The sequence below is a fragment of the Nitrospirillum bahiense genome, assembly GCF_007828025.1.
GTDB classification, from domain to species: Bacteria; Pseudomonadota; Alphaproteobacteria; order Azospirillales; family Azospirillaceae; genus Nitrospirillum; species Nitrospirillum amazonense.
In genome coordinates this window covers 92,607-104,771 of the sequence record NZ_VITO01000018.1, presented here as the reverse complement: position 1 = coordinate 104,771, position 12,165 = coordinate 92,607, and the positions used below count along the sequence as shown (strand labels likewise).

12 protein-coding genes are annotated in these 12,165 nt (G+C 69.0%); 7 read left to right on the top strand and 5 right to left on the bottom strand.

Annotated features, from left to right (window positions below; genetic code table 11):
• The first annotated feature begins 55 nt into the window (after positions 1-55).
• The 3 genes from rpsA to FBZ88_RS22565 all read left to right on the top strand — a co-directional run bounded on the left by rpsA (position 56) and on the right by FBZ88_RS22565 (position 2,979).
• On the top strand, positions 56-1,780 hold the full coding sequence (gene rpsA / locus FBZ88_RS22575) for a 30S ribosomal protein S1 (protein WP_004272478.1): 1,725 nt from the start codon (positions 56-58) through the stop codon (positions 1,778-1,780).
• Between the two features lie 428 nt (positions 1,781-2,208).
• Positions 2,209-2,490 (top strand): integration host factor subunit beta, encoded by a 282-nt coding sequence (ihfB, locus tag FBZ88_RS22570; protein WP_040845205.1) that lies wholly within the window; start codon positions 2,209-2,211, stop codon positions 2,488-2,490.
• A gap of 117 nt (positions 2,491-2,607) precedes the next feature.
• Positions 2,608-2,979 (top strand): lipopolysaccharide assembly protein LapA domain-containing protein, encoded by a 372-nt coding sequence (locus FBZ88_RS22565; protein ID WP_186464558.1) that lies wholly within the window; start codon positions 2,608-2,610, stop codon positions 2,977-2,979.
• A gap of 161 nt (positions 2,980-3,140) precedes the next feature.
• Here FBZ88_RS22565 and bla read toward each other — a convergent pair whose 3' ends face one another.
• Both bla and FBZ88_RS22555 read right to left on the bottom strand, forming a co-directional pair.
• Positions 3,141-4,082 (bottom strand): subclass B3 metallo-beta-lactamase, encoded by a 942-nt coding sequence (gene bla / locus FBZ88_RS22560; protein WP_145619357.1) that lies wholly within the window; start codon positions 4,080-4,082, stop codon positions 3,141-3,143.
• Between the two features lie 113 nt (positions 4,083-4,195).
• The gene (locus FBZ88_RS22555; protein ID WP_145619356.1) at positions 4,196-4,963 is read right to left on the bottom strand and encodes a tRNA-uridine aminocarboxypropyltransferase; all 768 of its coding nucleotides are present in this window, start codon (positions 4,961-4,963) and stop codon (positions 4,196-4,198) included.
• A 245-nt stretch (positions 4,964-5,208) separates the two neighbouring features.
• On the opposite strand from FBZ88_RS22555, the gene FBZ88_RS22550 reads away from it, so the two are divergent.
• Together FBZ88_RS22550 and FBZ88_RS22545 are read left to right on the top strand one after the other, a co-directional pair.
• Entirely contained in the window at positions 5,209-5,628 is a 420-nt protein-coding gene (locus FBZ88_RS22550; RefSeq protein WP_145611001.1) for a metallopeptidase family protein, read from the top strand.
• A gap of 93 nt (positions 5,629-5,721) precedes the next feature.
• Positions 5,722-6,120: an MAPEG family protein gene (locus FBZ88_RS22545; protein ID WP_145619355.1), complete on the top strand. Its 399-nt coding sequence runs from the start codon at positions 5,722-5,724 to the stop codon at positions 6,118-6,120.
• Here the strand turns inward: FBZ88_RS22545 and FBZ88_RS22540 are convergent.
• The 3 genes from FBZ88_RS22540 to FBZ88_RS22530 all read right to left on the bottom strand — a co-directional run bounded on the left by FBZ88_RS22540 (position 6,117) and on the right by FBZ88_RS22530 (position 8,643).
• Complete coding sequence (locus tag FBZ88_RS22540; protein ID WP_145619354.1) at positions 6,117-6,647, bottom strand: DUF3299 domain-containing protein; 531 nt, start codon at positions 6,645-6,647, stop codon at positions 6,117-6,119. The two genes, FBZ88_RS22545 and FBZ88_RS22540, sit on opposite strands and share 4 nt — an antisense overlap.
• A gap of 80 nt (positions 6,648-6,727) precedes the next feature.
• Complete coding sequence (locus tag FBZ88_RS22535) at positions 6,728-7,978, bottom strand: ABC transporter permease (RefSeq protein WP_145619353.1); 1,251 nt, start codon at positions 7,976-7,978, stop codon at positions 6,728-6,730.
• Positions 7,975-8,643 carry an ABC transporter ATP-binding protein gene (locus FBZ88_RS22530; RefSeq protein ID WP_145619352.1) on the bottom strand — a complete coding sequence of 223 codons (669 nt, stop codon included), beginning with the start codon at positions 8,641-8,643 and terminating at the stop codon, positions 7,975-7,977. The genes FBZ88_RS22535 and FBZ88_RS22530 overlap by 4 nt, the downstream gene beginning before the upstream one ends.
• A 188-nt stretch (positions 8,644-8,831) precedes the next feature.
• Between FBZ88_RS22530 and FBZ88_RS22525 the strand changes: the two genes are divergently transcribed.
• Positions 8,832-9,365: a low molecular weight protein-tyrosine-phosphatase gene (locus FBZ88_RS22525; protein WP_145619351.1), complete on the top strand. Its 534-nt coding sequence runs from the start codon at positions 8,832-8,834 to the stop codon at positions 9,363-9,365.
• Between the two features lie 135 nt (positions 9,366-9,500).
• Positions 9,501-12,155, top strand: a complete 2,655-nt coding sequence (gene mutS, locus FBZ88_RS22520; protein WP_145619388.1) for a DNA mismatch repair protein MutS — start codon at positions 9,501-9,503, stop codon at positions 12,153-12,155.
• Positions 12,156-12,165: the final 10 nt, after the last annotated feature.

Sequence of the window (12,165 nt, the reverse complement as noted above, 5' to 3'; positions counted from 1 at the left end):
GGCGTCTGCCGGGGGGTTGGAACGGGCCTGTGCTGGATCCACTCAAGGAGTTTAAATGGCCCAGGTTTCCGCCGCCAAGTCCCAAGACCGTGGGATGAAGGAAAGTTTCGCCGCCCTTCTGGAAGAGTCGCTCGGCACGAGCGAGAGCCTCGAAGGCACGGTGGTCAAGGGCACCGTTCTCAACATCGAGAACGACATGGTGCTCATCGACGTTGGTCTGAAGTCCGAAGGCCGGGTCGCGCTGAAGGAATTCGCCGTCCCCGGTCAGCCGGTTGAGCTGAAGATCGGCGACACGGTCGAGGTTTACCTCGAGCGCATGGAAGACAAGCACGGCGAAGCCATGCTGTCGCGCGAGAAGGCCAAGCGCGAAGAGGCCTGGACCCAGCTGGAGCGTGCGTTCACCGAACAGCAGCGCGTCACCGGCATCATCTTCGGCCGCGTCAAGGGCGGCTTCACGGTCGACCTGTCGGGCGCCGTGGCCTTCCTGCCGGGCAGCCAGGTGGACATCCGCCCGGTGCGCGACATCTCCCCGCTGATGGGCACCCCGCAGCCCTTCCAGATCCTGAAGATGGACCGCTCGCGCGGCAACATCGTCGTGTCGCGTCGCGCCGTTCTGGAAGAGAGCCGCGCCGAGGCCCGTTCGGAGCTGGTGGCCAACCTCAAGGAAGGCCAGGTTCTGCAGGGCGTGGTCAAGAACATCACCGACTACGGCGCGTTCGTGGATCTGGGTGGCGTCGACGGCCTGCTGCACGTCACCGACATCGCCTGGCGCCGCATCAACCATCCGTCGGAAGCCCTGCAGATCGGCCAGACCGTCACGGTCCAGGTCGTCCGCTTCAACTCCGAAACCCAGCGCATCAGCCTGGGCATGAAGCAGCTTGAGGCTGATCCGTGGGAAGGCGTGGAAGCCAAGTACCCGGTCGGCGCCAAGTTCAAGGGCCGCGTCACCAACATCACCGACTACGGCGCCTTCGTGGAGCTGGAGCCCGGCATCGAGGGTCTGGTGCACGTCTCCGAGATGTCCTGGACCAAGAAGAACGTCCACCCCGGCAAGATCGTCTCCACCTCCCAGGAGGTCGAGGTCATGGTGCTGGACGTGGATCCGCAGAAGCGCCGCATCTCCCTGGGCCTCAAGCAGTGCCTGGACAACCCGTGGGAGACGTTCGTCGACAAGTTCCCGGCCGGCACCGAGCTGGAAGGCGAGGTCAAGAACATCACCGAGTTCGGTCTGTTCGTTGGTCTGCCGGGCGACATCGACGGCATGGTCCACATGTCCGACCTCGACTGGAACAAGTCGGGTGAAGAGGCCATCCAGGACTACAAGAAGGGCGATCACGTCCGCGTGAAGGTCCTGGACGTCGACGTGGAAAAGGAACGCATCAGCCTGGGCATCAAGCAGCTGGCCAGCGATCCGTTCGAAGCCACCGTCGCCGGCGTCAAGAAGAACGACGTCGTCACCTGCACCGTCACCGCCATCACCGAGGGCGGCATCGAGGTGTCGGTCGTCGACGGCTTCACCGGCTTCATCCGCAAGTCCGACCTGTCGCGTGAGCGTTCCGAGCAGCGCCCGGACCGTTTCGCCGTCGGCGAGAAGGTCGACGCCAAGGTCACGCAGATCGATCGCGCCAGCCGCAAGATCGGCCTGTCGATCAAGGCGAAGGAAGTCGAGGAAGAGAAGCAGGCGATGGCCGAGTTCGGTTCGTCCGACTCGGGCGCCTCGCTGGGCGACATCCTGGGCGCCGCGCTGAAGCGCGCCCAGAAGGACAAGGACGAGGCCTGAGACTTGGTCCGTCAGGACTGAGTTTCAGGGCCCATCCGGGTCTTGAGTAGGAAAAGGCCGTCCCCGGGCAACTGGGGGCGGCTTTTTTCTTATCCAGCCGGCTTGGCCGGACGGAGGAGCTCGACGGGGAGGGCCCCCGAAAGGCTGAGTTCAATCAGCGATAATGCAAGAGTATGAAGACCTTACCCTTGCCAGGACGGGTCCGCTCCGGCACAGTTGGGGGAGGACGGGCGGCGACGGAGGCCGTGACTCCGACCCCACGGGGCCTGGCCGAGGCCGGCCACCAGGGGAAGCGGGGCGCGGTATCAGGACCCGCTAGGCATGGGTGGATGTACACCCAGGCCGCCGGCCTGCCGGGAGGCACCAACGACACGATAAAGATAGCGGTCCCGCGACACCGGGATCGATTGCCCAAGGGGGAATTGCCGATGACCAAGTCGGAACTCATCATGCGGCTGGCGGAACTCAATCCGCACCTCTACCAGCGCGATGTGGAAAAGATCGTCACCACCATCTTCGACGAGATCACCGAGGCCCTGGCCCGGGGCGACCGGGTGGAGTTGCGCGGCTTCGGCGCCTTCTCCGTGAAACGGCGCGACGCCCGCACCGGCCGCAACCCCCGCACGGGCCAGGCGGTGGACGTGGATGAGAAGTTCATTCCCTTCTTCAAGACGGGCAAGCAGTTGCGTGAGCAGTTGAACACCGACTGATAGCCCCCATCTGTGGGACCCGGCCCCGGCGGTTCCGTCGGGACCTCCTCAGCGCCGCCCCCAGGGGCCGCCCCGTCCGGGGGTGGTCCGGGGCGGCCGTTGCCAGTGGAGCGGCCAGTGCTGCGTTACCTTTCCTGGATCGTGTCCATACCGCTGGCCCTCGTCGCCATCGACTTCGCCATCGTGAATGAGGAGTTGGTGCGCCTGACGCTGTGGCCGCTGGACGGCGCGGTGGTGGCGCCGTCCTTCGCGGTGGTGTTCGTGTCCCTGCTGGTGGGCTTCCTCGCCGGCGGCCTGATTTCCTGGCTGTCGGCCGGCAAGCACCGCCGGGCCCTGCGCAAGGAGCGGGCGCGGGGCGACCAATTGCAGCGCGACCTGGACGCCGCCCGCTTGCACGCCGCCGACCTGGAAAAGCGCATCGCCGCCGCCGACCGTGCGGCCGCCGTCTCCACCCCGCCCGCCGACGTGCGGGTGATGTCGCTGCGTTAAGTCTGCCCTCAAGCGCCGGGCGCGGCCATCCGGCCGATTGGCTTCCTCGTTTTCCAGTCCGCTGTCGCTTCCCGGAAAACTGCGGCGGACGCAGTCGCATCCTACAGCGGCATGAAATGAGATCATGGCGCTGGTCTGACGTGTTGGGTTGCAGGCGGCTCTTAGTGGGCCGCCTTTTCCTTTTCCGTCTTGGCCGCCTCGTCCGCCAGCCGCTTGTCCAGACGGGCGGTCACCGCCTCGCCGTATCGACGGCAGGCGGTCTCGTCCACCAGGGGCAGGGTGGCGTTGGGGCCCAGGCGCTTCCACATCTGCGAGGCGTCGGGGTGGGGCGTCAGCAGGATGTCGCAGGGCAGGGCGGCCATGGTGGCGATGGCTTGGCGGAAGCTGGCCAGCACGCCCGGGTGCGCCGCCTCGTCCGAATAGCGGTAGACGTCGTCGGTGTAGGCGCTGAGGCTGTCGGCGTATACGATGTGGTGGCAGCGCCCATCCTGGCAGCTGTCCCAGGTCCAGGTGGTGGCCCCCGGCGTGTGGCCTGGCGTGGCATGGGCCGTCAGGCGGATGGGGCCCAGGGTCACCTCTTCCCCGTCCTTCAGGCGCTTCACATGCGGGATGGCGGGGAAGGCCTCGATGCTCAGGTACTGCGGGTCGCCCCGGTCGCCCTTGCCGTGTTCCAGTGCGCCGGCCGCGGCCGACAGGGCCATGACCGTGGCGCCCGAGTCCCGCTGCAGCTGGGCGATGCCACCGGCATGGTCCAGGTGCTCATGGCTGTTCAGGATGATGCGCACGTCCTCCACCTTGAAACCCAGGGCGCGGATGTTGGCCTCGATCAGCGGCGCCGCCTTTTCCGTGGCGCCGTCGATCAGCACATGGCCCTGCGGCGAGGTGATGAGGATGGAGGACAGGCCGCAGGTGCCGACGTACCAGGTGTCGGCATAGATGTGCAGCGGCGCCGCCGGCATGTTCCAGTCCGCCCCCTCCGGACAGGCCGCCGCCGGTTGCGTCGTCGTCCGCGGCGTCGGCTCGGCAGCCCTGACCTCGGTAGCTATGACGGGGGCGGTGACGCCGCACAGCAGAAGGGCGGCGAGGGCGAGGCGCAGGGTCATGGGACGCGGTCCGAGGTATTGGGGGAGGGAAACTTCCGCGTGTGTGACTGCCAATTCTGGCTAAAAAAGGGCCGGCAGGTCGCCGGCTCCGCACCAGATGGTGGCGTTTGCCGTTACCGAGGCCTGCGCTTGCGGCCGCGCCAATCGGGCTTGCGGCTGCCCTCGCCGGATGGCCGGTTGGCGGCGGCCTTGGGCGGGCGGTTGCCGCGCACGGCGCGGTAGCGGGCCACCAGGGCGATGAAGGGTGCGCGCAGCCGCTCCACCAGCGTGTCGTCCCCCTCCAGCTTGGCCAGGGCGAAGGCGCCGGCCTCCAGCGTCGATACGCTTTCGCGCCGGGGCTCGCGGCGCAGGTTGCCGTAGGCGGAGACGAAATCGGGATGGACGATCAGGCGGCGCAGCTTCAGCAGCCAGGCATTGCGCCACCACAGGGCCTTCGCCTGCGACCACGACCCGTCGAGCAGAATGATGCCCTCCAAGTCGGCCAGAACGGTGGGGTCCTCCACCGTCTGGCCCTTCTTGTCCACCAGCCGCACGGTACCAGGCTGTGTGGCGACGGCGTCATCGCCCGAGCCCATGTACAGCACGGCCCAGCGGCGGGGATCGCCCTCTCTGCCCAGCGCCTTGGCCAGGTTGGGCCAGGACAGCCCCACCTTCAGCCGGCCGCGCGCCAGGCCCAGGGTCAGCAGCCGGGCGCTGCCCAGTTCCACGTCCTGTTCCTGGGGATGCTGCAGCACCAGCACCTCCAGCCGGGTCTCGATGGGCGTGATGCCTTCGCAAACGCAGAGGTCCAGGGGCTTGGCGCAGCGGGGACAGGCGGCCACGGGCGCGGTGGGGGGCTGGGGGGTGGCGTCTTCCGCCGGCGGCACGGTGTCGTCAGTCATCTCAACCAGCGCTTTCTTCCATGAAACGGGCCATGCGCATGGGCGTCGGGTTCCGCGCCATGGTGTCTTCCTTTCCGCAGCCGCCTTCCGGCCTAGAAGTTTCATCGCGGCGGTGATGGGATTAAGTCGCCTGCGACGATGACGCCTGAGCGCCGGGGCTTGACGGCGGGGCCGACAAGCGTTGACGTGGACCCGGCGGGGCCCTCCCGTCAAGATTCTAGCACAGCCTACCCCGGTATAGAGCCATGGCCACCGTCACCGTCCTGCCCCGCCGCTTCACTTCCCCACCCACGCTGGAGGAGATTGAACGCCTGGCCACTGACGCCATCGCGTCCATCCCGCCCGAGCTGCGGGTGCATATGGGCAACCTGGTGGTTCATGTCGCCGAATTCCCGGATGAGGAGACGGAACGGGAGATGGGGCTGGAAACCCCGTTCGACATCCTGGGCCTCTACCGTGGCGTCTCCCTGCCCCAGCGCGGCGCCAACGACGCCAGCCACGGGCCGGACATGATCTTCCTCTACCGCCGGCCGCTGCTGGACTATTGGTGCGAGACGGGCGAGGATCTGGGTGATCTGGTGCTGAACGTCATGATCCATGAGATCGGCCACCATTTCGGCTTCACGGACGACGACATGTACGGCATCGAGGCCAACGACCCCTGAGTTTAGGGGTACCGATATCGGGGATCGGCACCGATATAAGAAACGAGGAGCGGGCGGCCTTGGCGCCGCCGGCTGAAAGAAGGGGATGGGGTTATGGCGGCCTTCGTGTGGACCGGCCTGGTCACGCTTCTGGCGTTGTTCGTCTATTTCTGGACCATCGGACAGGTCAGCCGGGCGCGCACCCGGCATGGGGTGGAGGCGCCATCCGTGGACGGCCCGCCGGCATTCCAGCGGGTGCTGCGCGTTCAGGTGAATACCCTGGAACAGATCGTGCTGTTCCTTCCCGGCCTGTGGCTGTTCGCCAACATCTGGGGTGACCACCAGGCGGCGGTGATCGGCCTGGCTTGGCCCGTGGGCCGCGTGCTGTACGCCGTGACCTACTACGCCGATGCCAAGAAGCGTGCCGCCGGCTTTGGCCTGGCGCTGTTCGGGACCTCAGTGCTGCTGGTCGGCAGCCTCATCGGCCTAGTGCGCTACCTGCTGGGGATTTAACTTCCCGCCTGCAGCGTGGCGTCCGCCAGGCGGTAGTACAGGCCGTTGTCGTCATCACCCACCATATGCAGCGTGCCCGTCAGGGTGATGGGCTCGTTGGTCATGGCGATGGGGGCGCTGGTCTTCACCTCCATCAGGTCGGCAGGGCCGGGCGGCGGGCAGAAGGGGCAGCTGGGCGCCATCGCGCTCAACAGGAAATGGCCGGACTTCTCCTTCTGCTCCAGCGGGATGATGAAGCCGGCGATGGTCAGGGGCTTGCCCTCCAGCGCTTGCACCGCCGGCCCAAAGGCGGCGCGCACGCGCAGCAGGCCGTTGTCCATGCTGTGCACTTCCTTGACGTCGGCCAGCTTGTCCCAGCCCAGGGTGGCCTTGGGGATGTTGGCCTGCACGGATGCCGCCGTGCCTGGCGCCGGTGCCGCGGGCGTGGCCGACGCCACCTTCTTGTCGGCCGCCAGGGCGGGCGTCCCGGCGACCATTGCCGCCATCATCAGGGCGGCGGCGAATGTGCGCTTGGCCTGAACCGTCATGGCGAAATCCTTTCTCTCAACTGCCAATGCTTTGTTGGCCCCCAATCGTGGCCGATTAAGGGCTGGGTGTGGAGCGGGGGTCACCCCCGCGACAGCACCGCCGACACGTCCGTGCGATAGGCCTGGACGGCCGGAACCAGGGCGGCCAGCACTGACAGGCCGGCCGCCAGGACAAGAAGATAGGGCTCCGTGGCCGGAAACTGGAGTCCCGTGATGCCCATGTCGCGGGCCTGGGGCACCAGGCGGCCCGCCAGTTCCACGGCCCCATGGCCCAGCGCCAGGCCCAGGGCGGTGCCGGCGGCCCCCATGGCCAGCGCCTCGGTCAGCAGCAGGCAGGAGATGCGCATGCGCGTGGCGCCCAGGGCGCGCATGACCGCCAGGTCATAGCGCCGCGCCTGGGTGGCGTTGTATAGCGCGACGAAGATGCTGAGCGCGGAGGAGGCCACCAGCAACAGGCCGAAGCCCCGCACCGTGTCCGTGCCGATGCCCACCAGGGACAGCAGCCGCGTCATCTCCGCCGCCGGCGAGGCCGCCTGCATGGCGCTGCCGGTGTTGATGCGCCGGGGCAGCAGCGCGGCCGCGATGGGGGAGCGGTAGCGCAGCAGGACGGAGGTCACCTCGCGTTCGGGTGGTGGCTGGGCCGGCTGGGCGCCCCCTTGTGCGCCCCCCGGGCCATGCTCGTGCTCGTCGGCATCGCCGTCGTGGTGATGATGGTGGGCGTCGTGCACCGCCCACACGCTGTCGATGGGGGTCAGCACCAGGCGGTCCACCACGCCGCCGGTGGGGGCCAGGATGCCCACCACGGTATAGGGCATGCCCTCATGCACCGCCCCGCCGGCCGACAGGCCATGGTTGCCGTTGAACTGGTCGCCCACCTTCAGGCCGGCGGCCCGCGCCACCTGGGCGCCCACCGTGGCCTCCATGGGCGCCTGCCATAGCCGGCCGGTCGCCACCTGGGCATGGCGCAAGGCGACGAAGGCCGGGTCGGTGCCGACGATGCGGTATCCCCGGAAGCTGTCGCCTAGGGCCAGGGGGACGGCCTGGGCCACCAGCGGGTCGGCTGCCAGCGCTTGCGCCTGGGACAGCGGGATGTTCCCGGTGGGAATGTCGATCTGGTACAGCGCGGACAGGATCAGCTGCAGCGGGCTGCCCTTGGCGCCCACCACCAGATCGACCCCGGCGGCGTCCCTGGCCAGGCGGTCCTGCACCTGCGTGCCCACCAGGATCAGCACGACGATGGTGCCGGTGCCAAGCGCCAGCAGCGCCACGTTCAGGCAGGTGGTGAGGGCCGAGCGCTTCAGGTAGGCCCAGGCCAAGCCGAGGATGGTCATGCGGCGTGACCTTCCGTGCGGGCGCTAAGCTTGGGCAGATCCAGCCGGTCGGATATCCGAGCGCGGGTGCGCTCGTCATGCGTGGCCACCAGCAGGGTGGCGCCGCACACCTCCGCCTGTTCCAGCAAAAGGTCCAGCACCAGGGCGCAGTTCTCATCGTCCAGGGCGGAGGTCGGCTCATCCGCCAGGATCAGCTTAGGCTGGGTGACCACGGCGCGGGCGATGGCCACGCGCTGCTTTTCCCCCTGGCTCAGATGCTCTGGCTTGGCGGCCAGGCGGTTGCCCAGGCCTACGCGGTCCAGCGCCCGGGCCACGGCCCCCGCGTCGCGCGGCAGGCCGGCCAGCCAGCGGGCCAGATGCAGGTTCTGGCCCACGTCCAGCGCCGCCACCAGGTGCAGGGTCTGGAAGACGATGCCGATCAAACGCCCCCGCAGATGGTCGCGGGCGGCGGCGTCCAGGTCCCACACCGCCTGGCCGTCCAGAAGGATGCGGCCCCCGTCCGGCCGCTTCAGGCCGGCCAAGGCGTGGATCAGAGTGGTCTTGCCGCTGCCGCTGGGGCCCAGCAGCAGGCAGTGCCGGCCGGCCTCGACCGACCAATGCGGAATGTCCAGCACCGGCCGGCCCGCGATGGCGTGGCGCAGACCGGTGACGTCGATAAGGGGCATGGGACCTGTATCCTGCCGCGTTGCCGAACCCCGGCGGCTGCCACCGGCGGGACGGGCGCATCTTGGGCGCCGCCGCGACGCCCGGCAAGCGGGAAGGGGTGGGCCGGATGTCGCGGCCCTACCTTCTTGGAGAGGGGCATCGGGTGAGCATTTGATTCCCGTGTCCGAGGTTGCTACAGTCGCCACAGATGTCTTGGCACTCCCGGAATAAGGGTAAGGCATTGGAAAATAATCGGAAAATTTCAATCCTGTTCGTTTGCACGGGCAACATCTGCCGCTCCCCCACGGCGGAGGGTGTGATGCGCCGCCGCCTGGCCATGGATGGCCTGGCTGACGATGTGACGGTGGCCAGCGCCGGCACCCATGGCTATCACGTGGGGGAGGCGCCGGACATCCGGGCGGTGGAGGCGGCGCGCTATCGCGGCGTCGACCTGTCGGCGCTGCGCGCGCGCCGCGTGGACGCGGATGATTTCGAGCGGTACGACATGGTGCTGGCCATGGACCGCGATCATCTGGATTTCCTGCGTCGCCTGGCGCCGCCCAAGCATCGCGACCGGGTGCAGCTGTTCCTGGATTATGCCCCCGACCATAAGGGCCACGACGTGCCCGATCCCTATTACGGGTCGGAGGACCAGTTCGACACCGTGCTGGACCTGATCGAGGCCGCGGCCGACGGTCTGCTGGACGAGGTCCACCGCCGGCTGGGGCGCAAGGCGGGCTAGGTAAACGGACTCGGCTTGGCGGACCGGGGGCGCTATACCTAAGGGCCCTATCGTTCCCGCCCTACCGGATTTAGTGCCGTGCCCGACACCAACGATACCGCATCCCCGGCGCTCTCCGCCCAGGGCGTCACGCCCATGATGGCGCAGTACCTGGAGATCAAGGCCCAGCATCCGGGCGCCCTGCTGTTCTACCGCATGGGTGATTTCTACGAGATGTTCTTCGACGACGCGGTGGCCGCCGCCCGCGCGCTGGACATCACGCTGACCAAGCGCGGCCTGCATCTGGGCGAGGAGATCCCCATGTGCGGCGTGCCGGTGCACTCGCACGAGAATTATCTCTCCCGCCTCATCCGCTTGGGCTTCCGCGTCGCCATCTGCGAGCAGACCGAGGACCCGGCGGAGGCGCGCAAGCGCGGCGGCAAGGCGGTGGTGCGGCGCGAAGTGGTGCGTGTCGTCACCCCCGGCACCATCACCGAGGACGGGCTGCTGGACGCCCGGTCCAACAACTACCTGGCCGCCTTGGCCGAGGTGGGCGGCGCCCTGGGCCTGGCCTGGCTGGATCTGTCGACGGGGGAGCTGACCCTGCAGCCGGTGGAACGCGCGGCCCTGCCGGCGGCCCTGGCCCGCCTGGCGCCGGGCGAGCTGCTGGTCTCCGAGCGCCTGACGCAGCAGCCGGAGCTGTTCGAGCTGTGGGCCGAGTGGCGCGACCAGCTGACGGTGCAGCCCAACGCCCGATTCGATAGCGAGAACGGCCGCCAGCGCCTGTTGGACCTCTATGGCGTGGGCACGCTGGACGCCTTCGGCAGCTTCAGCCGGGCGGAGGTGGCGGCCGCCGGCTCCCTGGTCGACTATGTGGAATTGACGCAGAAGGGCCGGGTGCCCCGCCTGGACCGGCCGCGCCGGCTGGCGCTGGGCGCGGTCATGGAGATCGATCCGGCGTCGCGCCGCAACCTGGAACTTTCCCGCACGCTGACGGGCGAGAAGCGCGGCAGCCTCTTGGGCGCCATCGACCGCACGGTCACCGGCGCCGGTGCCCGCCTGCTGGCGGCCCACCTGGCCTCCCCCCTCACCGACCCGGCGGCCGTGGGCCGGCGCCTGGACACGGTGGCCTATTTCGTGGAGCAGGGCGGCCTGCGCGCCGACATCCGCGCGCACCTGGGCCGGGCGCCGGATATCGAGCGCGCACTGTCCCGCCTCAGCCTGGGCCGGGGCAGTCCGCGCGACCTGGCGGGGGTGCGCGACGGCCTGGGCCGCGCCCGTGACATCTGCGACACCTTCCCGGCCGAGGCGCTGCGCGGCGCCCTGGAACCGCCGCTGCCCCCGGGGCTGCTGGACGCCCTGCACGGCGTGAAGGTGCCGGCCGACCTGGTGTCCATGCTGGCGGCGGCCCTGGGCCCGGACCTGCCGCTGAACGCCCGCGACGGTGGCTTCATCGCCCAGGGCTATTCGGCCCCCCTGGACGAACTGAAGGAGTTGCGCGACGACTCGCGCCGCCTGATCGCCAACCTCCAGGCCCGCTACGCCGGGGACACGGGCATCAACACCCTGAAGATTCGGCACAACAACGTGCTGGGCTATTACATCGAGGTCACCGCCCAGCACGGCGACAAGCTGATGGCGGCGGAACAGCGCGGCACCTACATCCATCGCCAGACCCTGGCCAACGCCATGCGCTTCACCACGGTGGAGCTGTCGGACCTGGAACGCCGCGTGGCGGAGGCGGGCGACAAGGCGCTGGCCCTGGAACTGGCCCTGTTCGAGGAGCTGACCCAGGCGGTCCTGGCCAGGGCCGACGACATCGCCTCGACCGCCCAGGCGCTGGCGTCGCTGGATGTGGCGACCTCGCTGGCCGACATCGCGGTGGAATGCCGCTGGTGCCGCCCGGTGGTGGACGACAGCCGCGAATTCCGCATCGTGCGCGGCCGGCACCCGGTGGTGGAGGCGGCGCTGGTGGCCGCCGCCAGCGGCCCCTTCGTCGCCAATGACTGCGACCTGTCGGATGCCAACCGCCTGTGGCTGCTGACCGGCCCCAACATGGCCGGTAAGTCGACTTTCCTGCGTCAGAACGCCCTGGTGGCCGTGCTGGCGCAGATGGGCAGCTTCGTGCCCGCCGACGCCGCCCACATCGGTGCCGTCGACCGGCTGTTCAGCCGCGTGGGTGCCGCCGACGACCTGGCGCGCGGCCGCTCCACCTTCATGGTGGAGATGGTGGAGACGGCGGCCATCCTGAACCAGGCCACGGGCCGCAGCCTGGTCATCCTGGATGAGATCGGGCGCGGTACCGCCACCTTCGACGGCCTGTCCATCGCCTGGGCGGCGGTGGAGCATCTGCACGAGGTCACGCGCTGCCGTGCCTTGTTCGCCACCCACTACCATGAGCTGACGACCCTGTCGTCCAAGCTGCCGTCCCTGGCCTGCCACACCATGCGCATCAAGGAGTGGCAGGGCGACGTGGTGTTCCTGCATGAGGTCGCCGCCGGCGCCGCCGACCGCAGCTATGGCATCCATGTGGCCCGCCTGGCCGGGCTGCCGGCCACGGTCATCAGCCGGGCGGAGGAGGTGCTGGCCATCCTGGAGGCGGGCGACCAGGGCAGCGCCGTGACGCGGCTGGCCGACGACCTGCCCCTGTTCAGCGCGCCCGTGCGACGCGCGCCGGAGCCTGCCGCCGCGCCCGCGCCGGAATCGCCGGCGCTGGCCGCGCTGAAGTCCGTCAGCCCGGATGAACTGACGCCGCGCCAGGCGCTGGAAGAGCTGTACCGGCTGAAGGGGCTGTTGCAGGGCGCCCACTGAGGCCGGGCGG